Genomic DNA, 23,136 nt, shown 5'->3' with positions numbered 1-23,136 from the left:
ACGGAGAAAATCGCCCGCGTTGAGCGTGATGACGGCGGTCAGTCCGGCATGGACTGCGGCAGCCGTCAGCCCCAGACGGCTCCGATTTGCCGCGCCGGTTCGACGGACTGAAGGCGGGTGCGAGGTTCGATCTCGGCCTTTCCGAACAGCCAGCCCTGGCCGTAGTCAACCCTGAGATCGCGCAGGATGTCAGCGGCAGCTTGCGTCTCGACCATCTCGGCAATGGTCTGGACCTTGAGCGAGCCGCAGAGCTCGACGAGATGTCCGAGCATCGTCCGCGCGCGCGGATCGGTTTCCACGCCTTCGACGAACTTGCCGTCGATCTTGACCGTGTCGACCGACAGGCGGCGCAGGTAGTCGTATGAGGCAGACCCCGAGCCGAAATCGTCGATGCAGACCTTGATCCCGGCGGCGCGGAGCGCACCAAGGCGGCGGTTCGCGGCTTCGACATCGGCCATGGCGGTTGACTCGGTCACCTCGACGATCAGGCGACGACGCTCCTCGGGGCGGACCGCCGTCATGCGCAGGATGGACTGCACATAGCGGTCATCCGCCAGAGAGGCTCCCGAGACATTGACGGCGATTTTCAGCAGGCCGGCACCGGGTTGACGCAGGCGGCTCAGCGCCTTTTCAGCGACGGCGACGTCGAAGCTGTCGATCAGGGCCAGTTCCTCGGCCATATGGATGGTGTCGGCCGTGGCATCGGGGCTCCGGAACCGTGACAGGGCCTCGAAATGGTGAACGGCTCCCGTCTTGAGATCGACGATAGGCTGGTAATGCAGCTCGAAGCCGCCATCACGCACCATGGTCCTGAAGGCGTTCGCGCTCTTGAGCGTGCGCTCCAGGGCGGCGGTAAAGGTCAGTTCCGGCCGGTCCAGCCCGCCGTCCTTCAGACAGCCTTCGACCGCGAAGCGCAGGGCTCGAAGCGCGTTCAGGGAATCGCCGCTGGCATCGATGCCGACATCGATCGATCGGACATCCAGATCTTGACCCTCGCTACGGCCGATTTCGCGAACCTCGTCCGCGAGGTCGACGCTATTCGCGCGATCACGCACCATGGCGAACTGCTCGGGACCCAGCTGGCCTGCGCTGTTGCCATCGACGGATGCGGCCTGGAGCGCGCCCTGGACGCGGGTATTCAGGCGTTCACCCGCCTCGCCGAGCGCTCCGGCGGCCTGCAGACCCTGAATGTCGACAAAGGAGACGGCCAGGTCGCGGGACACGCCCGGCGCGGTCAGGATATCGCGGGCCCTGTCCAGGAATGCGGCCGGTGTAAGCGCCGGACGCGACTGGGCCTCCTGCGGCAGATAGGCCGGTCCATCCCAGGTGACGGCTGCCGAGATGTTGGGGGCCAGGTCGGGCAGGAGGAACAGGCGGGCGCTGGCACGGCGAACGTGGCTGTCACCGGCGGAAAACAGCAGTTCGACAGCCGGCGATCGGGTGCCGGGCCTGAGTTTGGCGAGCACCGTCTCGATCGCCTTTGCGCTGGCCTTGCCGACACCTTCGAAGATGGACAAACCGACCAGTTTCTCGGCCGGTATTTCCCGTGACGGACCGGAGCCCATGGCAAATACGATCATACCTCCGGGTGCCAGCTCGACCAGCAGGTCGGAGGCGGCGAAGGCAAATCCCAAAAGGCGCATGCTGACTGGCATGAACTCAGCCTCTCATAGAGCCCTTAAACTTAGCCTCAAACTCATCGTTAACGCGGGTTGAACACTTTCTCGTTCCGTCAGGCCGTGCGGTTCAGCGTGACGGCGCGCCCGTCACCGGTGGCTGCGCGGCCGGACGCGCCATAGCCGGTGCCCATGGCGCGCGCGCCGGCGACTTCCTGGGCGATGGTGCGGACAAGACCTTCGGAGATGGTACGCGCGGCCTCGACGGTCCGGGCATGAATGGCCAGGACGGCCTCGAACGTCTCGGTCGCCTTGATCAGGCCCATGCGTTCGCTGACGGGGGCCGCAGACAGCAGGTCGGGGTTCGACTTCAACTGGGCTGACTCCCGGCGATACAGGTTGGCCAGTTCCTGGGTCTCGGCCAGGCTTGCGGTCACGTCCTGGGGGCGGCGCGAGGCGAAGGCATCGGTTTCGGCCTCCAGCCTGGCCGTCAACCGGTCGGTCAGATCGGTCAGGCGGCGCAGATGGGCGGTGGCGGTGACGGGATCGTAGGTCACTCTGCGGCTCCCGCCGGAGCCTGGGTCTGCTGGGCCTGCATGCGGACCATCTCCGCGACAATCGTGTCGGCCAGGCCGATCCCGCCGGCCTTGACCGTCTGCCTGGCCATGGCGTCGATCATGAAACTGCGCCAGGTGCCCTCGGCCTCGCCCCCCCCGAAGGGACCGTCGGTCGACAGGCCCTCGAACATGGGCTTCAGCATCTGGGCCAGGAAGGACGCCTCGAAATTCTCTGCGGTTTCGCGCATGCGGGCGGAGGCCGCGCCGGGCGCTGTGGGGGCGGGTGCCAGCAGGTCGGCAGAAACGGACAGGTCGCTCATCACAGCACCTCGATCTCGGCCTGCAGCGCGCCCGCCGCCTTGATGGCCTGGAGAATGGAAATCATGTCGCGCGGCGAGACCCCCAGGGCATTCAGGCCGCTGACCAGGGTGGACAGGGACGTCGCCCCGTTCACCAGCCGGATCTCGCGGCCCAGTTCCTCCTCGACTGTGACGTCGGATTGCGGGACGACCGCGGTCTGGCCCTGGCTGAAGGGGGCGGGCTGGCTGACCTGCGGGCTTTCCTGAACCGAGATGGTCAGGTTCCCTTGTGCGATCGCGACGGTGGAGATGCGGACGTTCTCGCCCATGACGATGACGCCGTTGACCTCGTCGATAATGACCCGGGCGGGGGTATCGACGGCCACCGGCATGTTCTCGACCCGGCTGATGAAGGCCGCCATGCCCAGTTGTGCGGGGGCCCGCAGGGTGACGACCGAACCGTTCTCGGCCAGGGCCGTCGTGGGATAGGTCGCGTTGATGGCGGCGGCGATGCGCTGGGCTGTGGTGAAGTCGGGGTTGCGAAGGGTCAGGCGGACTTCCTGAAGGCTGTCCAGGTTGAAGCCCGTCTCGCGCTCGACTGTCGCGCCCGATGCGATGCGGCCGGCGGTCGGCACGCCGCGCGTCACCGACGAGCCGGAGGAGCCCGAACCGGACACGGAGCCGGTCTGGACCGAGCCCTGGGCCACCGCATAGACATTGCCGTCCGCACCCTGGAGGCTGGTGACCAGAAGAGTGCCCCCCAACAGGCTCTTGGCATCGCACAGGCTGGAGACCGACACATCGACCCGTGCGCCCGGCGTGGCGAAGGGCGGCAGGTCGGCGGTCACCATGATGGCGGCCAGGTTCTTGGAGTTGGCGTTCGATCCCCGGATGTTGACGCCCAGCCGCTCGGTCATGCCTTCCAGCGACTGGCGGGTGAAGGGGCAGTTGCGAAGGCTGTCGCCGGTGCCGGCCAGACCGACCACCAGACCATATCCGACCAGCTGGTTGCTGCGCACGCCCTCGATGGAGGCGATATCCTTGATTCGCGACTGCGCCGACGCCGGTCCGGCCATGGCGAACGCCAGGGCGAGCGGAGCGAGGAGGGCGGTCAGCAAATTCTGCATCGGGCGGTCTTTCGGCGGGCGTATTCATTTTGTTGGATGCGAAAGTCGTGCCGGAAGAAAATCACACAGAATCAATGTTGTTGCTCATCGACTCCGCGTTGTCCCGGCAAATCCTGCCGCGTCGTTAACCAATCGGTGACGGACGTCTGGCGATGGTGAGCCATGCTACGGAGCACCCTGTCATGAAGGTCACTGGCCCCTCGGGTACCGGTCCCGCCGCCAGTCAGCGGCCCGTGCGCGCGAGCGGCGGCTTCTCCGTGCCCCAGGGCGCGGCGACCCCTGCGACGGCGTCATCGCAGGCGGTGTCGTCGGCGTCAGGCGTCAGCGATGTCTCTGCCCTGATGGCCTTGCAGGGTGTGGAGACCGCGACCGAGCGGCGACGCCGCGCCGTCCGGCGCGGAGCCGGACTGCTGGACCGGCTGGACGAGCTGAAGCTGGCCCTGCTGTCGGGCGAGGCGGGTGAGGGCGCGCTGGAGCGCATGGCGCGGGGTCTGCGCGAGGAGCGGCCCGACGATCCGGATGAGACGCTGACGGGCCTGCTGCAGCAGATCGACCTGCGCGCCGCCGTCGAACTGGCCAAGGCCGAAGTTCGCCGCACTGCAACATAAACTCCGGAAATACCGGTCAAATCCCCCGATCATCGGGCCGGGTGATGAAGAAATGTCACGCGGTCGGTGACAAGCGGGCATGGCCGCGATCACGGACGCGCGATGATGGTTGCCGCGAGTCACGAACCCTGCCTATAGGCCGTCTTGCGCCATGGGGGGCGCTGCTTCGAGTGTGAGTGCGATGACCGCATTGGCCTCTGTTCCGTCGGACGAACCAGCCGGTTACCGGCCTTCGGACGACGAGCCGTTCATGAACGAACGGCAACTCGGCTATTTCAAGCATAAGCTGCTGGCCTGGCGGGACGACATCCTGCGTGAATCCAAAGGGACGGTCGTCAATCTGAAGGCCGAGACCGAGAACCATCCCGATCTGCTGGACCGCGCTTCGTCGGCTTCCGACCGCGCCCTGGAACTGCGGACGCGCGACCGCCAGCGCAAGCTGATCGCCAAGATCGAGGATGCGCTCCGCCGGATCGAGGACGGGTCCTACGGATACTGCGAAGACACCGGTGAACCCATCAGCCTTGGACGTCTGGAAGCCCGTCCCACCGCGACCCTGTCGGTCGAAGCCCAGGAGCGCCACGAACGTCGCGAGCGGGTTCATCGGGACGATTGAGGCCCATCCCTCATCCATGGGGGAGGGTCGTCGAAGCGGCGCATCGACGGGGAGCGGCAGGGGTCGCGGCACTACTCCGGAATGTCCCTGAAGTTTGAGTAGCGTCCATCGCGGGCAAGGTTGCCGAACCGCGTGGTATCCGCGTCGAAGCTGAGCTTCACGATGCCGATCGGGCCGTGACGCTGCTTGCCGATGACGACCTCGGCCTGGTGCTGCAGGATGTCCATGTCCTCCTGCCATTTCAGATGCTCTTCGGTGCCTTCGCGCGGCTCGGTTCGGCCGAGGTAGTAGCTTTCGCGATAGACGAACATCACGCAGTCGGCGTCCTGCTCGATCGAGCCGGATTCGCGCAGGTCGGACAGCTGGGGCCGCTTGTCCTCGCGGTTTTCCACCTGACGCGACAGCTGCGACAGGGCCACGATAGGCACGTTCAGCTCCTTGGCCAGGGCCTTCAGGCCGCCGGTGATCTCCGACACCTCCTGGACCCGGTTCTTCTGGCCGTTGCCTTCGCCCACGGTGATGAGCTGCAGATAGTCGACGATGATCAGGTCCAGCCCCTGTTCCATCCGCTTCAGGCGACGGGCGCGTGCCGCCAGCTTGGAGATGGCCAGGCCGCCCGTGGCGTCGATGTAGAGGGGGCTCTCGCCGATCTCGATGGCCGCGTCGCGCACCTTGCCGAAGTCCGAGGCGTCGATCTCGCCCTTGCGCAGGCGGTCGGAAGAGACGCCGGACGCATCGGCCAGGATCCGCATGGCCAGCTGTTCGGCGCTCATTTCCAGCGAGAAGAAGGCCACCACGCCGCCCGAGACCGTCTTGCGGCCGTCCGGCGTCGGCTCCCAGCGATAGTTGCGCGCGATGTTGAAGGCGATGTTGGTCGCCAGGGCGGTCTTGCCCATCGACGGACGGCCCGCAAGGATCAACAGGTCGGACGGATAGAGGCCGCCCAGCTTCTGGTCCAGATCGTCCAGATGGGTGGCCAGACCGGCCAGCTTACCGTCGCGCTGATAGGCCTCGCCCGCCATCTGCACGGCACCGGCCAGCGCTGTCGAGAAACTGACGAAGCCGGACGAGGGCGCACCCGTCTCGGCCAGGGAATACAGGGTCAGCTCGGCCTGTTCGATCTGCTCGATCGCGGGCGTGTCCGGATCCGGAGCCTCCTTGATGATCTCCCCGCCGATGCGGATCAGATCGCGACGCAGGGCCAGGTCGTAGACCACGCGGGCATAGTCGGGCGCGTTCGCCCCCGGCGGGGCGCGGTCCATCAGGTCGGCGAGATAGCGCAGGCCGCCGAACTCGGCGAAGGCCGGGTCCTGCTTGAACCGCTCCATCAGTATGGTCGGCTCGGCCAGCATGCCCTGGCGGATGTGGTCCTCGATGGCGTCGTAGAGCCGCTGATGGAAGGGCTCATAGAAATGCGATCCGCGCAGACGGTCCGACAGCCTCTCGAAGATGGCGTTGTCGAACATCAGCGCACCCAGAAGCGCCTGCTCGGCCTCCAGGTTGTGCGGCAGGGACGGGATGGCCACGGAATCGGCGAAGGGGGTAAAGGCGTTCATCGGGTTAACGCTTACCCCTCACATGAGCCTGCGACAGCCTTGGACGTGGCCTTGGCCGGGGATCGATTCGGCCCGTCTGTGGACCGCTGGAAAATCCCTAGACGGATCAGTTCGGGGCGCGGCTCAGCCGGCCGGACAGGGATAGCGATCCGCCATCCAGGCGCGGATGCCGTCCGTCGGCGACATGTGACGCCGACGCTCGACCGGGATTGCGTTCAAAAAGCTCAGCAACTGGCGCGCATTGACCGAAATGCGCTCACCCGGGCAGGCGGGCGGTGTCCGTCCGGCCGCCCGCGCAGTGCGCACTTCTTCGCCGACGTTGGTGAAGGCGGTATTCGCTTCCCGCATCAGACGACGCGCGTCCGAGCGCAAGGCCGATGTCGGATTCAACGGCACCCTGTTTGCCTCGGTCACGAACGTGTCCAGGGTCCGCGTCTGGGCGGCGGCACGGTGGGCAATGGCGAGAATGGACGCTGTCGCGATGACGATGATGATGGTTCTCATTGGGCCCCTCGACGTCTGACCAGGCTTTGCAGCGTCACACGGCGGCGAAACCAAGGCGCGAACATGAAAACGGCGCGGAGATCGCTCTCCGCGCCGTGTCCGTTCCGGTCCTGTCGTCAGGTCTAGAAGGAGTAGCTCACGCGGCCATAGATGAAGCGACCGTTGAAGCCATAGGGCGAGTACTGCGGGAAGCCCACCGAACCCGTCACCCCGTTGATCGCGGCCGGAGTGAACTGCGGATACTCGTCGGTCAGGTTGGTCACGCCCACGGCCAGGCCGACACCGATAGGCAGCTGATAGCGCGCTTCCAGATCGATCAGGGTGTTCGAACCGGTCTCGTAATCCAGACTCGGGCTGTTATTGGCGACCAGAACACTGTCGTAATAAGTTGCCTTGGCGGTCGCGGACCATCCACCCAGGGACCAGTCGAGGCTGGACACGACCTTTTTCTCGGGCGTGCCGTCCTCGAACGCGAGGATGTTGGCCCGGTCGAACAGGAAGAAGGGCGAGGACGCCAGGGCGCTGGTCGACGGCGGGGTGGAGTTGACCTTGGTGTCGTTGTAGTTGCCTGCGACCGTGAAATCGAAGCGACCATAGTCGGTCGGCAGGCGATAGCGGCCAACAATGTCGATGCCCTTGGTCGTGGTGTCCACGCCGTTGACGAAGAAGCGCACGCCGCTGACGCTGGTGCCAGGCAGATTGGCGGTCAGGAAGGCGCGGATCGCGTCACGCTGGGCCACAGTCTGGCCGGGACGCGCGCCGCCCGTGCCGCCCAGGGTTTCCGAATAGGCGATCCGGTCGTTCACGTCGATCTGATAGGCATCGACCGTCAGATCGACGGCACCCAGACGGAAGACCAGGCCTAGCGAATAGTTGACCGAGGTTTCGGCCTCCAGAGGCTTGGAGCCCAGGATGCGGGACACCGGATCATCGACGCGGAAGGTACTGTTCTCTGCCAGGGTCACGACGGGCACGCCGCCGACCACGCTGGCCGACAGGTTGGTCGCCGTATAGCTGAAATACTGCTGCTGCAGGGCCGGGGCGTGGAAGCCCGACGACACCGCTCCGCGGATAGCGAAGCCGGGATTGAAGTCGTAGCGGGCCGAGGCCTTGCCGGTCAGGGTATCGCCGAAGTCGGAATAGTCCTCATAACGGGCCGCCAGACCGAAGGAGAGGGCCTCCGTCAGCTTGCCCTCGAAATCGACGAAGGCGCTGTAGTTGCTGCGGTCGACCTTAATGGCGTTTTTGTTCGACAGGCCGGGGAAGCCTTGTGAACCGAGCGGGTTGGCTGTGGTCGTGCCCGGGATGACGATCTGCGGGCCCTGATTGTAGGACGCCGGTTCGCCGGCCGTGACCTCGAAGTTCTCGGCCCGGTATTCGACGCCGAAGGCAAAGTTCAGGGGTTCGTACAGACCGATATCCAGCGGCTTCACGCCGTCGATGCCGACCGTGAGCTGGTCATAGGACAGGCCGCCCGCATCGAACTGGCGCTGGGACGTCGTGCCATAGGTGCGGTTCAGCGAGTTGACAACACGGTAGTCCAGCGCATTGCTGCCGTATCCGGCCGAAAGATCCCAGTCGATACCGAACGCAGCGCCCTTGAAGCCGCCGTAGATGTTCTTGTCGACGATCTCGGTCTGGATCAGTGGCAGGAAGCCGTTTGGATAGATGGAGGTGTCGTTGCGCGTCTCGTTGAAGGCACGGGCCGTGGCGGCGGACGAGCTTTCCTTCTGCTGGATGCCGCCGAAGGCATAGGCGGACCAGTCATTGCTCAGCGGCTTGCCGGCATTGAACCACAGGGACTTGCTCTGGACGTCCGGATCGCCGAAGCGGCCGATGACCTGGTTGGAGGCCCCACCGTTGATGGCCGAAGGAGCGGCGAAGTCGGATCGGTTGGTGTTGTTGCGGTCCTGAATTTCGCCGGCGACGGTCACGAACCCGTCCTCGCCCAGCGGCAGACCGATCCAGCCTGCCAGCGACGATTGCGCGCCGTCCTGCACATCGCGGGTGCCACGAGCGGTGGTGACCGTCGTGTCGTAGCGGCCGTAATTATAGGTGATGCCGCCGCCTGAGTTCGCCTCGCGCAGGCGCAGGTTCAGCACCCCGGCGATGGCATCCGAACCATACTGGGCCGACGCGCCGTCTCGCAGCACTTCGACGGAGCCGAGAGCGACCGAAGGGATGGTGTTCAGATCGAAGGCAGTCGAGCCGCGTCCGAGGCTGCCATTGACGTTGACCAGGGCGCTGACGTGGCCGCGCTGACCGTTGATGAGGACCAGGGTCTGGTCCGGGGCCAGCCCGCGCAGCGTCGCCGGGCGGACGTGATCGGAGCCATCCGAGATCGCCGGGCGCGGAAAGTTGATGGACGGCGCGCTGGCGGCGAGGGCCGTGGCCAGCTCCGTGCCGGTTCCCTGTCGGGTCAGGGTCTCGCCGTTGATCACATCGACCGGCGCGATCGTGTCAAGGCGGCTGCGGCCGGCCGTACGGGTGCCGGTGACGACGATTTCGTCGACCTGGCTGGCGTCATCCTGCGGCGGCGCCGACTGCGCCGAAGCGACGAGCGGGCAGGCGAGCAGGGTTGCGGCGGATGCGAACCCGAGCAGGAGGGAGCGGCTGGTTATTCTGAGCATGTTCTGGACCTGACGACCGAGGGGAGGAACGGCGGCGACCGCCGTGTAGCTAAGCGAAACTGTTCAGCACCGGCTGGTGCGGACGGGCCGCCAGCTCACCGCTGGACGCAAGATTTTTGCGCCGACGGGGCTCGGGGTCCGTTCCCCTGCAAGCTGGGTCCACCTTGAGCCGAGGTCAAGGACGGGAAGTGTCTTCGTCGGCGCGCCGTTGCATTTTTGACATGGAACGGACGCAGTGCAGAAACGAAGAAGGGCGCGCCTTTGCGGCGCGCCCTTCAGGTTTTCTATTCCGCCCGATGAGCGGAAATAGGGTCGGCGATCAGGCTTCGGAGCCGAGACCGTCCTGCTGGCCGGCACCGCCCTCGACCATGTCGCGGGCCTGTTCGGCGGCGGCATTGCGGTCTTCGTCGTAGGCCGACTTGATGACGTCCTCGCCCTTGGCCTGACGCTCGGCTTCGTCGGCCGAACGGGCGATGTTGATCTTGACCGTGGCGGTGACCTCGGCGTGCAGGCGAACCAGCACGTCGTGAACACCCAGGGTCTTGATCGCCGTGTTCAGGACGACCTGCGAGCGTTCGACCTTGCCGCCTTCGGCCTGGACGGCCTCGGCGACGTCGCGGCCCGAGACCGAGCCGTACAGCTGGCCGGTCTCGCCCGCCTGGCGGATCATGACGTAGGACTGACCGTCGATCTTGTCGGCGATCTTTTGGGCCTCGCCCTTGTTCTTCTCGTTGCGGGCCTCGATGGCGACGCGGTCGAGTTCGAACTTCTCCAGGTTCTTGGAGGTGGCGCGAAGGGCCTTGTCCCGCGGCAGCAGGAAGTTGCGAGCGAAGCCATCCTTGACGGTGACGACGTCGCCGATGGCGCCGAGGTTCTCGACGCGTTCGAGCAGAACGACCTTCATCTTATTTCACCACATAGGGCAGGAGGGCCAGATAGCGGGCGCGCTTGATGGCCTTGGCCAGTTCGCGTTGCTTGATCTGGGACACGGCGGTGATGCGCGAGGGCACGATCTTGCCGCGTTCGGAAATGTAGCGCTGCAGCAGCTTGACGTCCTTGTAGTCGATCTTCGGCGCGCCTTCGCCCGTGAACGGGCAGACCTTGCGGCGACGATTGAACGGACGGCGGCCGGAGCCGGCGCCGACGGGCATGCCGGGGGTGGAGGTGGTATCGGTCATGGGTTCAAATCCTCCTTACGCGGCCATGTCGGCGTCTTCACGCGGCGTGCGTTCGCGATCGCGTTCACGCTCGCGCTCACGGCGGGCCAGCAGCGGCGACAGTTCCAGGTCGAGTTCCTCGACGCGGACGGTCAGCCAGCGCAGCACGTCCTCGTTGATGCCGAGCTGACGCTCGACTTCGGCCATGGCGGGCGGGGGGCAGTCGATGGCCAGCAGGGAATAGTGCGCCTTGCGGTTCTTCTTGACCCGATAGGTCAGGTTTCGCAGGCCCCAGTATTCGATCTTGGCGACCGTTCCGCCGCCGGCCACGATCAGGTCCTTGATGGTGTCGTTGAGGGCTTCGGCCTGCTGCGCGCTGATATCCTGGCGCGACATGACCGTGTGCTCGTAAAGAGCCATAGTGTCGTCTCCCTTGTAGGGCGTCGGCGCGACCGGACCGGGTGAAGTCCGAACCACGATGGATCCTGAAGCGGCGGCCGGGATGACTTCCCGAACCCTTTGGTGTTCCGCATCAGGACCGAAGCCCTGGAAAGCGAGCGCGTATAGGGGAAAAGGAGGCAGGGGGCAAGGACTGAAAGGGTCAGCGCCAGTTCTGGGCCGCGTGACGGATGCGAAGGATGACCACTTTGCGTTTGGCGATCCGGTACACAACGATGAAGGGCGTCTTCGCCACCTGAAGCTCGTGTGTGCCCGCCCGACTGCCGGCGCGGCCCAGGTTCGGAAACTCTGCGAGATTTCGAATGCTGGATTCAATCCGGCTCGCGACCATGAGCGCCGCGCCGGGCTTGTCGCCCGCAATGAAGTCTGTCTGCGCCCGCATGTCCTCAAGGGCACGCTGGGCGAACTCAATGTTCACCGGGATTGTTTGGCCAGGAGGTCGGTCAAGCGCGCCCGCATTTCGGCGAAGACGATATCTGCATCGAGCAACGGTTCGTTGTCGGCTGAATCAATGCCTTCCTGGATCCAGGCGAGATACTCACCCTCAGTGGCGAAGCCGAGCCACGGATCGCGGGCGTGGAGCGAATCCCGGACGAAATCCGCCGCCGCTTGTTCCGGCGTGATCTCATTGGCCTCAGCGCGCGCCTTGAGGCGTTCGAGGTCTTCATCGGACAGCTGGATCGCGACCTGGGCCATGCCTGAAACGTCGTCTCTCGACCGCCCTTCGTCAAGTCGGCCGGGTTGCCCGGAGGCGGCAACCGGCTTACCCCTCCGCGCTCCTCAGGCAACCACGGACCCTCCTTATGACCCTCGCCCTCCTGTTCCCCGGACAAGGCAGTCAGGCCGTCGGCATGGGCGCGGCGCTGGCCGACGCCTTCGCCTCGGCGCGCGAGGTTTTCGCCGAGGTCGATCAGGCGCTGGGTCAGGATCTGTCGGGACTGATGCGGAACGGGCCCGAGGATCAGCTGACCCTGACCGAAAATGCCCAGCCGGCCCTGATGGCGGTGTCGCTGGCGGTCATGCGGGTGCTGGACAGGGAGTTCGACGTGTCCGTGGCTCTCGCGGCCTTCGTGGCGGGCCATTCGCTGGGCGAGTATTCGGCCCTGGCGGCGGCAGGGGCCCTTTCGATCGCCGACACCGCGCGCCTGCTGAAGCTGCGCGGCCAGGCCATGCAGCGGGCCGTGCCGGTCGGGCAGGGGGCGATGGCGTCGCTGATCGGGCCGAAGACGGACCTGGCCCTCGCCGAGGAAGCCGCAGCGGCCGGGGCCGAAATCGGCACCTGCGTCGTCGCCAACGACAATAACAACGGCAATGTCGTCATCTCGGGCGACAAGGCTGCCGTGGATCGCGCCATCGAGAAGGCCAAAGAACTGGGGGCGCGGGCGATTCCGCTGAACGTCTCGGCCCCCTTCCACTGCCCGCTGATGCAGGCGGCCGCCGACGAGATGGCCGCGGCCCTGGCCTCCGCCCGACTGATCGCGCCGTCCGTGCCCGTCGTGGCCAATGTCACGGCCCGACCGGAGACCGACGCCGACACGATCCGTCGCCTGCTGATCGAACAGGTCACCGGCCGCGTGCGCTGGCGTGAGAGCATGGAATGGATGGCGACGGACGGCGGCGTGACCCGCTTCGTCGAGATCGGCTCGGGCAAGGTGCTGACCGGCATGGCCAGGCGGATCGCCCCGGACGCGGACAGTCTGGCGCTGAACAGTCCGGAAGACATCGAGGCTTTCGCCCAGGCAGTGACGAGTGGCGGGTGACGAATGACGAGTTCACTCGCCGCCCTTCTCGCCACTCGCCACTAAACACTCGTCACTACGGAGACAGACCATGTTCAATCTGACCGGCAAGACCGCCCTCGTCACCGGGGCCACGGGCGGCATCGGCGGGGCCGTCGCCCGTGCCCTGCATGCCCAGGGCGCGACCGTCGTCCTGTCCGGCACGCGCGAGGCCGTGCTGGCCGACATGAAGGCGGAACTGGGCGAGCGCGCGCATTTCGCCACCGCCAACCTGTCCGATCCGGCCTCGGTCGATGCCCTGGTCGGCGTGGCCGAGGAGGTCGCGGGGGCGGGGCTGGATATCCTCGTCGCCAATGCCGGGATCACCAGGGACGGCCTGCTGCTGCGGATGAAGGACGAGGACTTCCAGTCGGTCCTGACCGTCAATCTGGAAAGCTATTTCCGTCTGTCGCGCGCGGCAATGAAGGGCATGATGAAACGCCGCTCGGGGCGGATCATCGGCATCACCTCGGTGGTCGGCGTCACCGGCAATGCCGGCCAGACCAACTATGCCGCCTCCAAGGCCGGCATGATCGGTTTTTCCAAGTCCCTGGCCCAGGAAGTCGGGTCGCGCGGCATCACCGTGAACTGCATCGCCCCGGGCTTCATCACCTCGCCCATGACCGATGTGCTGAACGAGCAGCAGCGCGAGGGCATCCTCCGGAACATTCCGGCCGGGCGCCTGGGCACCGGCGACGAGATCGCGGCGGCGGCCGTCTATCTTTCGTCCGACGAAGCGGCTTACGTCACGGGCCAGACGCTGCATGTGAACGGCGGCATGGCGATGATCTGATTGCCGAAGGAACACCCCGATGATCGTCCTCCGCTACCTCGCCACCATTCTCGCGGGCCCGCTGCTGCTGCTCGGCATCATCTGGGTGCTTCAGGGGCTCAACATCCTGCCGGGCAGCTTCATGACCGGCCAGATCATCTGGGCGATCTACGGGGCTCCGATGGCGATCGTCGGCGGGGGTCTGGTGTGGTGGGTCAACCGTCCCCGCCGATAACACCCGGCTCAAGTCGCGCGACCGCGCGATAGCCCGCCTGGCCTGCCTCAAGTCGCGCGACCGCGCGATAGCCCCTCAAGATGCGTTACGCCCTATTTCCCCCCGCGAGCGGTGTGCTAAAGCGTCGCTATCCGGTTGGGTCAGCGAGGTGTTGCCTCTTGCGCAATCGGGGCCGCCGTGACACGGCAGACCAAGATTACAACGCCGCCCCGGGCGGCATCTAGAAGGCAGAGACACCTATGTCCGATACCCTGGAACGCGTCCGCAAGATCGTCATCGACCACCTGGACGCCGATCCGGACAAGGTCACCGAAAAGGCCAGCTTCATCGACGACCTGGGCGCTGACTCGCTCGACAACGTCGAACTGGTCATGGCCTTCGAGGAAGAGTTCGACATCGAGATCCCCGACGACGCCGCCGAGCACATCCAGACCGTCGGCGACGCGGTGAAGTTCATCGACGAAAAGACCGCCGCCTAAGCGCATTCGGTCTGACGGCAGTTGATGGCCGCCCGGCCCTCCTAGCGGAGAGGCCCGGCGGCCATTACTGTTTCTGAATCAGGATTCTGCTGGAGCGCGAAAGCATGCGTCGCGTCGTCGTCACCGGTCTCGGCCTCGTCACCCCCCTGGGCACCGGCGTCGAGCACAGCTGGAAGGGCATCGTCGAGGGGCGCTCCGGCATCCGTCCGATCACCGCCTTCGATACGGAAGGCTACGGCTGCACCATCGCGGGCGAGGTCCCCAGCGTGGACGGGCGGGGCGGCGGCGGGCCCGACGTGCCCGGCAGCTTCGATCCCGACGCGATCATGTCGCCCAAGGAGAGGAAGCGCGTCGACGACTTCATCCTGTTCGGCATCGCGGCGGCCGACGAGGCGCTGAACGACGCGAACTGGCACCCCGAGACCGATGAGGACAAGGAACGGACCGGCGTCATGATGGGCGCGGGTATCGGCGGCCTCGGCCCCATCGCCGACAGCGCCCGGATCCTGGCCGATTCAGGGGCCCGCCGGATCAGCCCCTTCTTCATCCCGTCCGCCCTGATCAACCTGGCCAGCGGTCAGATCTCGATCCGGCATCAGCTGAAAGGCCCGAATCACGCGGTGGTCACGGCCTGTGCCTCCGGCGTTCACGCCATTGGCGATGCCGCCCGGATGATCGCCTTCGACGACGCCGATGTGATGGTGGCGGGCGGGGCCGAAAGCTCCATCGTGCCCTTGGGCATCGCCGGATTCCTGGCCTGCAAGGCGCTGTGCACCGCCTACAATGACACGCCCGAGGCGGCCTCGCGCCCCTATGACCGGGGCCACGCCGGTTTCATCATGGGCGAGGGGGCCGGCGTTCTGGTGCTGGAGGAATACGAGCACGCGAGGGCGCGCGGGGCAAAGATCTATGCCGAGGTCATCGGCTACGGCATGAGCGGCGACGCCTTCCACATCACGGCCCCGTCCGAGGACGGCGACGGGGCCTACCGCGCCATGAGGGCGGCGGTGAAGCGGGCCGGGATCGCGGTCGAGGACATCGATTACGTCAACGCTCACGGCACCTCGACCATGGCCGACTGGATCGAGCTGAGAGCGGTCGAGCGGCTGGTCGGTGACCATGCCAAGAACCTGGCCATGTCCTCGACCAAGTCGATGACCGGCCACCTGCTGGGGGCGGCCGGGGCCATCGAGGCGGTGTTCAGCGTCCTGGCGATCCGCGACCAGATCGCGCCGCCGACGATCAATCTGGACGACCCGGAACACGAAACCGCCATCGATCTGGTGCCACACAGGGGCAAGCCCATGGAGATCGACGTGGTGATGTCCAACAGCTTCGGGTTCGGCGGCACCAACGCCTCGATCATTTTCCGCAAGGTCGCCTGACATGACGAACGACCGGGGGGCGGCCCCAGGGCCAAAGCGGTCGGGACTGGTGGTGGCCGCGCTGGCCGCCTCGGCGACGGTCAGTCTGTTCCTGATCGCCGGCCTGGCCTGGGCCTGGAGCGTCTATTACGCCCCCGGACCCTCGGCGCGGGCGGGCGATGCGACCATCGTCACCCTGCCGTCCGGCTCGGGCGTCTCGGCGATCGCCGCCCGTCTGAAGAGTGCGGGGGTGATCCGGTCGGTGGACATGTTCAAGGCCGCGGCTACCCTGACCGGGGCGGACCGGAGGCTGCGCGCCGGTGAGTACGAGGTGCCGACCAGAACCTCGCTCAAGGGCGTGCTGGCCCTGCTGACCGATGGCCGCGTCGTGCGCCATTTCGTGACCATTCCCGAGGGGTGGTCGTCGGCGCAGGCCGTGGACATCCTCAACAAGGAATCCGTCCTGACCGGTACCATCGCCGAGGTGCCCGAGGAGGGCTCGCTCTGGCCCGAGACCTATGAGATCGAGCGGGGCGAAACGCGCGCCGAGGTCATCGCCCGCATGCAGCGCGCGGCGACCGAAAACCTTGCGGAGCTGTGGGCCCAGAGGGGACCCAACACCGTGGTCCGGACGCCGGAAGAGGCCGTGATCCTGGCCTCCATCGTCGAGAAGGAAACCGGCATCGCGCGCGAGCGGCCCCAGGTCGCGGCGGTGTTCTCGAACCGGCTGCGCATCGGCATGCGGCTGGAGAGCGATCCGACCATCATCTACGGCATTACGAAGGGCCAGCCTCTGGGTCGGGGCATCCGCCGGTCGGAGCTGGAGCGCGACACCGGCTACAACACCTATCTGATCGACGGCCTGCCCCCGACGCCGATCGCCAATCCGGGCCGGCAGTCGCTGGAGGCGGTGCTGAACCCGCCCCAGTCGCAGGACCTGTTCTTCGTCGCGGACGGGACCGGGGGGCATGTGTTCGCCTCGACCTATGAGCAGCACCTGATCAATGTCGCGCGCTGGCGCTCGATCGAGGCGGGCCGGGCGGGGCCCGCACCGACAGAGGCCTTGCCGCCCGGCGCGGCTCCCGCGACCCCGCCCCCGCCCACCGAAGATGCGGTCATCACCATGCAGCCACCCGGATCGTTGACGCCGCCGCGTGCGACGACCGGGCTGCGGCCTGCTTCACCGGCTCCATCGACCGCACCCGCCACGACACCCGCACCAGCGAACGGGCCGTGAGCGTCCTTTCCGGCATGACCGGCTTCGGCCGGGCCGACGGCGTCCTGGACGGCTGGACCTGGACGGTCGAGGCGCGCTCGGTCAACGGCCGCAATCTGGAGGTCCGGTTTCGCGGGCCGAACGGGTTCGACAATCTGGAGCGGCTGGCCCGGGCGGCGGCGCAGGCCCGGCTCAGCCGGGGTCAGGTGACCCTCGGCGTCAACGCACGCCGCGCAGACGGCGACGCGCCGACCTTGAAGGTCAATGAGGCGGTGCTGGCCCGCTATCTGGCGCTGGCCAATGGACTGGCGGAGGAGGGGGCCACGCCGCCGTCGGCCGATGGATTGCTCGGCCTGAAAGGCGTGATCGAGAGCGACGAACAGGTCGATGACGCCGAGGCCCGTGCCGCCGTCGAGGCCGCCATCGCCGCCAGCGTGGAGCAGGCTCTGGATGCGCTCAAGGTGTCGCGCGACCGTGAAGGGGCCCAGCTGCGCCCCGTGATCGAGGACTTCGTCGGCCGGATCGAAGCCTTGGTCACCCGCGCCGAAACCGAAGCGGCCGCCCAGACCGGGGCCGTGCGCGAGCGTTTCGCCCGACGCATGGCCGAACTGGCCCCGGACGCGCCGGATCTGCAGGAGCGGATCGTGCTGGAGGCCGCCGCCCTGGCCACCCGGGCCGACGTCCGTGAGGAACTGGACAGGCTGATCGCCCACATCGCCTCGGCTCGGACCCTGCTGGATCAGCCGCCGGCCGGCCGAAAGCTGGACTTCCTGATGCAGGAGTTCATGCGCGAGGCGAACACACTGTGCTCGAAATCCGCTACGACCGCGCTGACCGCCATAGGCCTCGACCTGAAGGCGGTCATCGAGCAGCTTCGGGAACAGGTTCAGAATGTCGAATGACCGCACGCCCCGCCGGGGTGTCCTGCTGATCGTGGCCAGCCCGTCGGGCGCGGGCAAGACCTCCCTGTGCCGTCGCCTGATGGCCGATCATGGCGGGCTGGAGCTGTCCATCTCCATGACCACGCGCGGCATCCGGCCGGGAGAGGTGGCCGACCGCGACTATCACTTCGTCTCGCCCGAGGAATTCCAGCGCGGTATCGACGAGGACGCCTTCCTGGAATGGGCCGATGTGCACGGCAACCGCTACGGCAGCCCGCGCGCGCCCGTGGACAAGGCCCTGTCGGAGGGCCGGGACGTCCTGTTCGACATCGACTGGCAGGGGGCCCGACAGATCGCGGAGAAATGCCCGGGCGACGCGGTCCGCGTCTTCATCCTGCCGCCCAGTCTGGAAGAACTCCGCCGCCGTCTGGTGACCCGGTCGCAGGACGCCGACGACGTGATCGAGCGCCGCATACAGAACGCCAAGGGCGAGATCGAGCACTGCGGGGAGTTCGACTACGTCTTCGTCAACGACGACTTCGACCGGTCCTATTCCGAACTGGCCCATATCTATCACGCCGAGCGCAGCCGGCGGTTCCGCAACACCTGGGTCGAGACCTACCGGACGGCCCTGCTCTCGGAGGTGGTCTGACCATGCCCGGCGATATCGAGATATCCCAGGCCGCGACGCTGGAGCCGATCCAGCAGATCGCGGCCAGGGTGGGGATCGGCCCCGACGCGCTGGAACCCTATGGCCGCTATATCGCCAAGCTGTCGCGCGAAGCCCTGGCGCGGCTGGCGGATCGTCCGGCGGGGCGGCTGATCCTGGTCACGGCCATCAATCCGACAGCGGCGGGCGAAGGCAAGACGACCACGACCATCGGTCTCGGCGACGCGCTGAACCGGATCGGACGCAAGACAGTCATCGCCCTTCGCGAGCCCTCGTTGGGGCCGGTGTTCGGACGAAAGGGCGGGGCGACGGGCGGAGGCCATGCCCAGGTCGCGCCGATGGAGCGGATCAACCTGCATTTCACCGGCGATTTCCACGCCATCGGCGCGGCGCACAACCTGCTGGCCGCCATGGTCGACAACGCCCTCTACTGGGGCGACGACCGGGGGCTGGATGCGCGGCGGGTCACCTGGCGGCGCGTCGTCGACATGAACGACCGGGCCCTGCGGCAGGTCGCGGTGGGCCTTGGTGGCACCAATGGCGCGGTGCGCGAGAGCGGCTTCGACATCACCGTCGCCAGCGAGGTCATGGCCGTCCTGTGCCTGGCCGAGGGGCCGGACGATCTGGCCGCGCGGCTGGCCCGCATCGTGGTGGGTCGCACACGGGACGGCGGGGCTGTGACGGCCGGGGATATCGGCGCGGCCGGTGCGATGGCGGCCCTGCTGGGCGAGGCTGTCCTGCCCAATCTCGTGCAGTCGCTGGGCGGCACACCGACGCTGGTCCATGGCGGCCCGTTCGCCAACATCGCCCACGGCTGCAACTCGGTGACGGCGACCCGCGCGGCGCTGGCGCTGGGCGAGTTCGCGGTGACGGAGGCCGGGTTCGGGGCCGATCTGGGGGCCGAGAAATTCCTCAATATCAAATGCCGGTCCAGCGGCCTGGCTCCCGCCGCCGCCGTGATCGTGGCGACGGTTCGGGCGCTGAAGCTGCAGGGCGGGGTTGCGAAGGACGCGCTGGGCACCGGCGACGTCGCGGCCGTGCGGGCCGGCTTCGTCAATCTGGCGCGCCACATCGAGAACCTGCACGGCTTCGGGCTGCCGGTCGTGGTGGCGATCAATGCCTTCCATGGCGACACGGCCGAAGAACAGGCCGCGATCATCGACCTGTGTGCGGCGCACGGGGTCGAGGCCCATGTCTGCACCCACTGGGCCGACGGCGGCGCGGGGGCTGTGGGTCTGGCCCATGCCGTGGCGGCCCTGGCCGACGCCAATGACGATCCGGGCCGCGCGCTGAAGCTGACCTATGCCGACGACCTGCCGCTGGAGCAGAAGATCCGTACGGTGGCCCAGTCCCTGTACCGCGCCGCAGACATCGCCCTGTCGGCCGCGGCGAGGAAGGACCTCGCCCGGTTCGAGGCCGAGGGCCACGGTCACCTGCCGGTCTGCATGGCCAAGACGCCCTATTCCTTCACCGCCGACGAAAAGGTGTCGGGCGCGCCCCAGGGCTTCGTCCTGCCGGTCGAGTCCGTGCGGCTGTCGGCCGGGGCGGGCTTCGTCGTCGCCCTGTGCGGGGCGGTCAATACCATGCCGGGCCTGCCGCGCGTGCCCTCGGCCGAGCGGATCGGGCTGGGCGCGGACGGCCGGATCACCGGTCTGGATTGAGCCTCAGTCTGCCGCGCGCGCCGCGAACCAGGGGATCATTCGCGACAGGGCGTCCTCGATCTCGGGCGTGGAGACCGCAAAGCTGAACCGCATGAAGCGGTGGCCGTCGACGGGATCGAAGTCCACGCCGGGCGCGGTCGCGACCCCGGTGTCGCGCAACAGACGCTCGCAGAAGGCCACGCTGTCCTGCGTCAGATGGCCGATGTCGGCCCAGATGTAGAAGGCCCCGTCCGGCGGGGCGATCGACTTCAGGCCCAGCGCGGGCAGGGCCTCCAGCATCCGGGCACGGTTGGCGCGATAGACCTCGATATGGCCTTCCAGCACCTCATGCTGGTCCATGGCGACCAGACCCGCGTGCTGGCTCAGGGATGGCGGGGTCAGGAACAGATTGCCGATGAAGGCGCGCGCCCGCTCCGCATGGTCGGCGGGCACCAGCAGCCAGCCCAGTCGCCAGCCGGCCATGCTCCAGTATTTGCTGAAGCTGTTGATGACCATGGCGTCCGGCTCGAACTGCAGCATCGACGGCTGGGGGCCGACATAGGACAGGCCGTGGTAGATTTCGTCGGAGAGAATCCGGATCCGCTTTCTGCGACACACGGCAGCGATTTCGGAGAGTTCGGAGGCGGAAATCACCGACCCGGTCGGATTGGCCGGGCTGGCGATGATGACCCCGGCGGGCGGAGGGTCCAGCGCGTCCAGGGCGGCGGCCGTCAGCTGGTAATGCTCGGCCGGCCCGCAGGCGATCTCGACCGCCTCGATATTCAGTGCACGGACGGTGTTGCGATAGGCGACATAGCCGGGGCGGGCCATGGCGATCCGGTCGCCCGGTGCGAAGGCGGACGACAGCGCCAGCACCAGGGCGGGAGAGGCTCCGCAGGTCAGCAGCAGACGATCGGCCGTGATCGCGACGTCGTAGCGGTCGCGGTACAGCTGGACGATCCGCGCCTTCAGCGGCGCGCTCTCCCAATAGCCCATGCCGTCGAGATCCAGCACACGGTGGGCCTCGGCGATCGCGGCGGGCGGGGCGCCGGTCGACGGCTGGCCGAACTCCATATGGATCACGCTGCGGCCCTCGGCCTTCAGGGCATGGGCCAGGCGGCTGATGCCGATGGCGCGGAACGGGTCGATGTCGGTCATGGGGTCGCCTCCGCCAGCCGCAGGAAGCCCGCGATGTCGATCGTCTCGGCCCGCGCGTCCGGATCGATGCCGGCGGCCTCGCACAGGGCCCGGCCGCCCAGCTGTTTCAGGCTGGAGCGCAGCATCTTGCGGCGCTGGCCGAAGGCGGCGGCTGTGACGGTCTCCAGCCGCTTCAGCGTCTCGCGGGCGGGCCGTCCGGCGCGTGGGATCAGGTGGACGACGGCCGACGCCACCCTGGGCGGCGGTGTGAAGGCGGCGGCGGGCAGATGCATCACGATCCGCGCCTCGGCCACCGCCTGGGCGATCACGGCCAGACGCCCATAGGCGTCGTCGCCCGGGGCGGCCACGATCCGCTCGGCGACCTCCTTCTGGAACATCAGGGTCATGGCGTGCGGCGTCCACGGACCCGTCAGCCATTTGATCAGCAGCGGCGTCCCGACATTGTAGGGCAGGTTTGACACGACGTGGGCCGGGCCGGTCGCCAGATCGGCCTCGACGACCTTCAGCGCATCGGCCTCGATGATCGTCAGGCGGCCCTCGCCGTTGTCCAGTTCGGCCAGCAGGGGCAGAAAGCGCGGGTCCTTCTCGACCAGCACCACCGGCCCCGCATCGCTCTCCAGAATGGCGCGGGTCAGGCCGCCGGGGCCGGGGCCGACCTCGATCACGGCGCGACCCTCGAACGGTCCGGCCAGGCGTACGATCTTGCGCGTGATGTTCAGGTCCAGCAGGAAATGCTGGCCGAAGCTTTTCCTGGCCAGCAGGCCGTGGGCTTCCAGGGACTCGCGAAGGGGGGGCAGGTCTGACACCGCCTCCTGTTAGCGCGTGGCCCGCGCCGCCGCCATGGTGGAGGCCAGACGGATCGCGGCGATCAGACTGTCCGCCCGCGCCACACCCTTGCCGGCGATCTCGAAGCCGGTGCCGTGGTCGGGCGACGTCCGCACTATCGGCAGGCCCAGGGTGGCATTGACCCCGCCCCAGAAGTCCAGTGTCTTGACCGGGATCAGGGCCTGGTCGTGATACAGGCAGACGGCGGCGTCATAGGTCGCCCGCGCGTCGTCGTGGAACAGGGTGTCGGCGGGCAGGGGGTCGGTGATGGCAATGCCCTCGGCCCGCAGCGCCTCGGCCGCCGGGCGCAGCACCTCGATCTCCTGCAGGCCCAGCGCACCCCCCTCGCCCGCGTGCGGGTTCAGGGCGGCCAGAGCGAGGCGAGGCGCGGCGATGCCGAAATCACGCTTCATGGCCTCGTGTACCACGCGCGCCGTGCGGCAGACCCGTTCGGCCGTGACCAGTTCCGGCACCTGGTCCAGGGCCACGTGGATCGTCACCAGACAGGCGCGAAGGTCCCTGGCCGTCAGCATCATGACCGGCCCGCGCGTACCGGTGAAGGGCGCGTCGGCGGTCAGTTCGGCGATGAACTCGGTGTGGCCCGGAAAGCGGAACCCGGCGGCATAGAGCGGGGCCTTGGCGATCGGGGCTGTGACCACACCTGACGCTTCGCCGGACAGGGCCAGGCCGACGGCTCGCTCGATCCAGTCGGCGACGACGGAGGCGTTGCGGGGATCGGGCCGGCCCGGCTCGACCGGCGCAGGTGCCGGGTGGTGCAGAACGGGCAGGGCGCGTGCGAAGGCCGATGCGGCATCGCCCGGGGCTCCGATCTCGACCACGGGAATGCCCTGCGCGGCCAGCAGGCGCATGTCGCCGATGACCGCGAACGGTGCCTCATTGCCCAGGGTCTGCCAGGCTTTGGCGACGATCTCCGGTCCGATCCCGGCGGGTTCGCCGAGGCTGAGGACCAGAGGTGGCAGTCCCATGGA

26 protein-coding genes are annotated in these 23,136 nt (G+C 67.4%); 11 read left to right on the top strand and 15 right to left on the bottom strand.

Annotated elements, in window-relative coordinates; genetic code table 11:
- Positions 1 to 65 precede the first annotated feature (65 nt).
- The 4 genes from HZ989_RS12100 to HZ989_RS12085 all read right to left on the bottom strand — a co-directional run bounded on the left by HZ989_RS12100 (position 66) and on the right by HZ989_RS12085 (position 3,599).
- Positions 66 to 1,655, bottom strand: a complete 1,590-nt coding sequence (locus HZ989_RS12100) for an EAL domain-containing protein (protein ID WP_209321070.1) — start codon at positions 1,653 to 1,655, stop codon at positions 66 to 68.
- 77 nt (positions 1,656 to 1,732) lie between these two features.
- Positions 1,733 to 2,173, bottom strand: coding sequence for a flagellar basal-body protein FlbY (locus HZ989_RS12095; protein ID WP_209321069.1), 441 nt, complete (start codon positions 2,171 to 2,173; stop codon positions 1,733 to 1,735).
- Positions 2,170 to 2,493, bottom strand: coding sequence for a rod-binding protein (locus tag HZ989_RS12090; RefSeq protein WP_209321068.1), 324 nt, complete (start codon positions 2,491 to 2,493; stop codon positions 2,170 to 2,172). Before HZ989_RS12090 ends, HZ989_RS12095 begins: the two co-directional genes overlap by 4 nt.
- Positions 2,493 to 3,599: a flagellar basal body P-ring protein FlgI gene (locus HZ989_RS12085; RefSeq protein ID WP_209321067.1), complete on the bottom strand. Its 1,107-nt coding sequence runs from the start codon at positions 3,597 to 3,599 to the stop codon at positions 2,493 to 2,495. Before HZ989_RS12085 ends, HZ989_RS12090 begins: the two co-directional genes overlap by 1 nt.
- A 182-nt stretch (positions 3,600 to 3,781) precedes the next feature.
- Between HZ989_RS12085 and HZ989_RS12080 the strand changes: the two genes are divergently transcribed.
- On the top strand, positions 3,782 to 4,207 hold the full coding sequence (locus HZ989_RS12080) for a flagellar assembly protein FliX (RefSeq protein WP_209321066.1): 426 nt from the start codon (positions 3,782 to 3,784) through the stop codon (positions 4,205 to 4,207).
- A gap of 181 nt (positions 4,208 to 4,388) precedes the next feature.
- The gene (gene dksA / locus HZ989_RS12075) at positions 4,389 to 4,823 is read left to right on the top strand and encodes an RNA polymerase-binding protein DksA (protein WP_209321065.1); all 435 of its coding nucleotides are present in this window, start codon (positions 4,389 to 4,391) and stop codon (positions 4,821 to 4,823) included.
- A 71-nt stretch (positions 4,824 to 4,894) separates the two neighbouring features.
- Here the strand turns inward: dksA and HZ989_RS12070 are convergent, their stop codons facing one another.
- The 8 genes from HZ989_RS12070 to HZ989_RS12035 form a co-directional block, all read right to left on the bottom strand.
- On the bottom strand, positions 4,895 to 6,379 hold the full coding sequence (locus HZ989_RS12070) for a replicative DNA helicase (protein WP_209321064.1): 1,485 nt from the start codon (positions 6,377 to 6,379) through the stop codon (positions 4,895 to 4,897).
- A gap of 123 nt (positions 6,380 to 6,502) precedes the next feature.
- Entirely contained in the window at positions 6,503 to 6,883 is a 381-nt protein-coding gene (locus HZ989_RS12065) for a hypothetical protein (protein WP_209321063.1), read from the bottom strand.
- 122 nt (positions 6,884 to 7,005) lie between these two features.
- The gene (locus tag HZ989_RS12060) at positions 7,006 to 9,513 is read right to left on the bottom strand and encodes a TonB-dependent siderophore receptor (protein WP_209321062.1); all 2,508 of its coding nucleotides are present in this window, start codon (positions 9,511 to 9,513) and stop codon (positions 7,006 to 7,008) included.
- A 319-nt stretch (positions 9,514 to 9,832) separates the two neighbouring features.
- Positions 9,833 to 10,417, bottom strand: a complete 585-nt coding sequence (gene rplI, locus HZ989_RS12055; RefSeq protein ID WP_209321061.1) for a 50S ribosomal protein L9 — start codon at positions 10,415 to 10,417, stop codon at positions 9,833 to 9,835.
- A 1-nt stretch (position 10,418) separates the two neighbouring features.
- Positions 10,419 to 10,691, bottom strand: coding sequence for a 30S ribosomal protein S18 (gene rpsR / locus HZ989_RS12050; RefSeq protein WP_209321060.1), 273 nt, complete (start codon positions 10,689 to 10,691; stop codon positions 10,419 to 10,421).
- 15 nt (positions 10,692 to 10,706) lie between these two features.
- Positions 10,707 to 11,090 carry a 30S ribosomal protein S6 gene (rpsF, locus tag HZ989_RS12045; protein ID WP_209321059.1) on the bottom strand — a complete coding sequence of 128 codons (384 nt, stop codon included), beginning with the start codon at positions 11,088 to 11,090 and terminating at the stop codon, positions 10,707 to 10,709.
- A 181-nt stretch (positions 11,091 to 11,271) separates the two neighbouring features.
- Positions 11,272 to 11,547 carry a type II toxin-antitoxin system RelE/ParE family toxin gene (locus HZ989_RS12040; protein ID WP_209321058.1) on the bottom strand — a complete coding sequence of 92 codons (276 nt, stop codon included), beginning with the start codon at positions 11,545 to 11,547 and terminating at the stop codon, positions 11,272 to 11,274.
- A complete protein-coding gene (locus HZ989_RS12035; RefSeq protein ID WP_209321057.1) occupies positions 11,544 to 11,825 on the bottom strand; it encodes a hypothetical protein in 282 nt (93 codons plus the stop codon). Before HZ989_RS12035 ends, HZ989_RS12040 begins: the two co-directional genes overlap by 4 nt.
- A 107-nt stretch (positions 11,826 to 11,932) precedes the next feature.
- Here HZ989_RS12035 and fabD point away from each other — a divergent pair, with 107 nt between their 5' ends.
- The 9 genes from fabD (at position 11,933) to HZ989_RS11990 (ending at position 20,185) form a co-directional block, all read left to right on the top strand.
- Positions 11,933 to 12,889: an ACP S-malonyltransferase gene (gene fabD, locus HZ989_RS12030; RefSeq protein WP_209321056.1), complete on the top strand. Its 957-nt coding sequence runs from the start codon at positions 11,933 to 11,935 to the stop codon at positions 12,887 to 12,889.
- 70 nt (positions 12,890 to 12,959) lie between these two features.
- Positions 12,960 to 13,700, top strand: a complete 741-nt coding sequence (gene fabG / locus HZ989_RS12025) for a 3-oxoacyl-[acyl-carrier-protein] reductase (protein ID WP_209321055.1) — start codon at positions 12,960 to 12,962, stop codon at positions 13,698 to 13,700.
- A gap of 19 nt (positions 13,701 to 13,719) precedes the next feature.
- Positions 13,720 to 13,914, top strand: a complete 195-nt coding sequence (locus HZ989_RS12020; protein ID WP_209321054.1) for a hypothetical protein — start codon at positions 13,720 to 13,722, stop codon at positions 13,912 to 13,914.
- 239 nt (positions 13,915 to 14,153) lie between these two features.
- Positions 14,154 to 14,393 (top strand): acyl carrier protein, encoded by a 240-nt coding sequence (locus tag HZ989_RS12015; RefSeq protein ID WP_013270001.1) that lies wholly within the window; start codon positions 14,154 to 14,156, stop codon positions 14,391 to 14,393.
- Between the two features lie 104 nt (positions 14,394 to 14,497).
- Positions 14,498 to 15,778 (top strand): beta-ketoacyl-ACP synthase II, encoded by a 1,281-nt coding sequence (gene fabF, locus HZ989_RS12010; RefSeq protein ID WP_209321053.1) that lies wholly within the window; start codon positions 14,498 to 14,500, stop codon positions 15,776 to 15,778.
- 1 nt (position 15,779) lies between these two features.
- On the top strand, positions 15,780 to 16,994 hold the full coding sequence (gene mltG / locus HZ989_RS12005; RefSeq protein WP_209321052.1) for an endolytic transglycosylase MltG: 1,215 nt from the start codon (positions 15,780 to 15,782) through the stop codon (positions 16,992 to 16,994).
- Positions 16,995 to 17,008: 14 nt separating this feature from the next.
- A complete protein-coding gene (locus HZ989_RS12000; RefSeq protein WP_209323118.1) occupies positions 17,009 to 17,875 on the top strand; it encodes a YicC/YloC family endoribonuclease in 867 nt (288 codons plus the stop codon).
- Entirely contained in the window at positions 17,865 to 18,506 is a 642-nt protein-coding gene (gene gmk, locus HZ989_RS11995) for a guanylate kinase (RefSeq protein ID WP_209321051.1), read from the top strand. Before HZ989_RS12000 ends, gmk begins: the two co-directional genes overlap by 11 nt.
- Positions 18,507 to 18,508: 2 nt before the next feature.
- On the top strand, positions 18,509 to 20,185 hold the full coding sequence (locus HZ989_RS11990) for a formate--tetrahydrofolate ligase (protein WP_209321050.1): 1,677 nt from the start codon (positions 18,509 to 18,511) through the stop codon (positions 20,183 to 20,185).
- Positions 20,186 to 20,188: 3 nt separating this feature from the next.
- Here the strand turns inward: HZ989_RS11990 and HZ989_RS11985 are convergent, their stop codons facing one another.
- The 3 genes from HZ989_RS11985 to pdxA are packed head-to-tail and all read right to left on the bottom strand — an operon-like array spanning position 20,189 to position 23,133.
- Complete coding sequence (locus tag HZ989_RS11985) at positions 20,189 to 21,322, bottom strand: pyridoxal phosphate-dependent aminotransferase (protein WP_209321049.1); 1,134 nt, start codon at positions 21,320 to 21,322, stop codon at positions 20,189 to 20,191.
- Positions 21,319 to 22,128, bottom strand: coding sequence for a 16S rRNA (adenine(1518)-N(6)/adenine(1519)-N(6))-dimethyltransferase RsmA (gene rsmA, locus HZ989_RS11980; protein ID WP_209321048.1), 810 nt, complete (start codon positions 22,126 to 22,128; stop codon positions 21,319 to 21,321). The genes HZ989_RS11985 and rsmA overlap by 4 nt, the downstream gene beginning before the upstream one ends.
- A 9-nt stretch (positions 22,129 to 22,137) precedes the next feature.
- A complete protein-coding gene (pdxA, locus tag HZ989_RS11975) occupies positions 22,138 to 23,133 on the bottom strand; it encodes a 4-hydroxythreonine-4-phosphate dehydrogenase PdxA (RefSeq protein WP_209321047.1) in 996 nt (331 codons plus the stop codon).
- Positions 23,134 to 23,136: the final 3 nt, after the last annotated feature.

The sequence above is a fragment of the Brevundimonas sp. AJA228-03 genome, from assembly GCF_017795885.1.
GTDB lineage: Bacteria > Pseudomonadota > Alphaproteobacteria > Caulobacterales > Caulobacteraceae > Brevundimonas.
The sequence above is the reverse complement of the archived record's forward strand: the minus strand, read 5'-3'. Positions and strand labels throughout refer to the sequence as shown.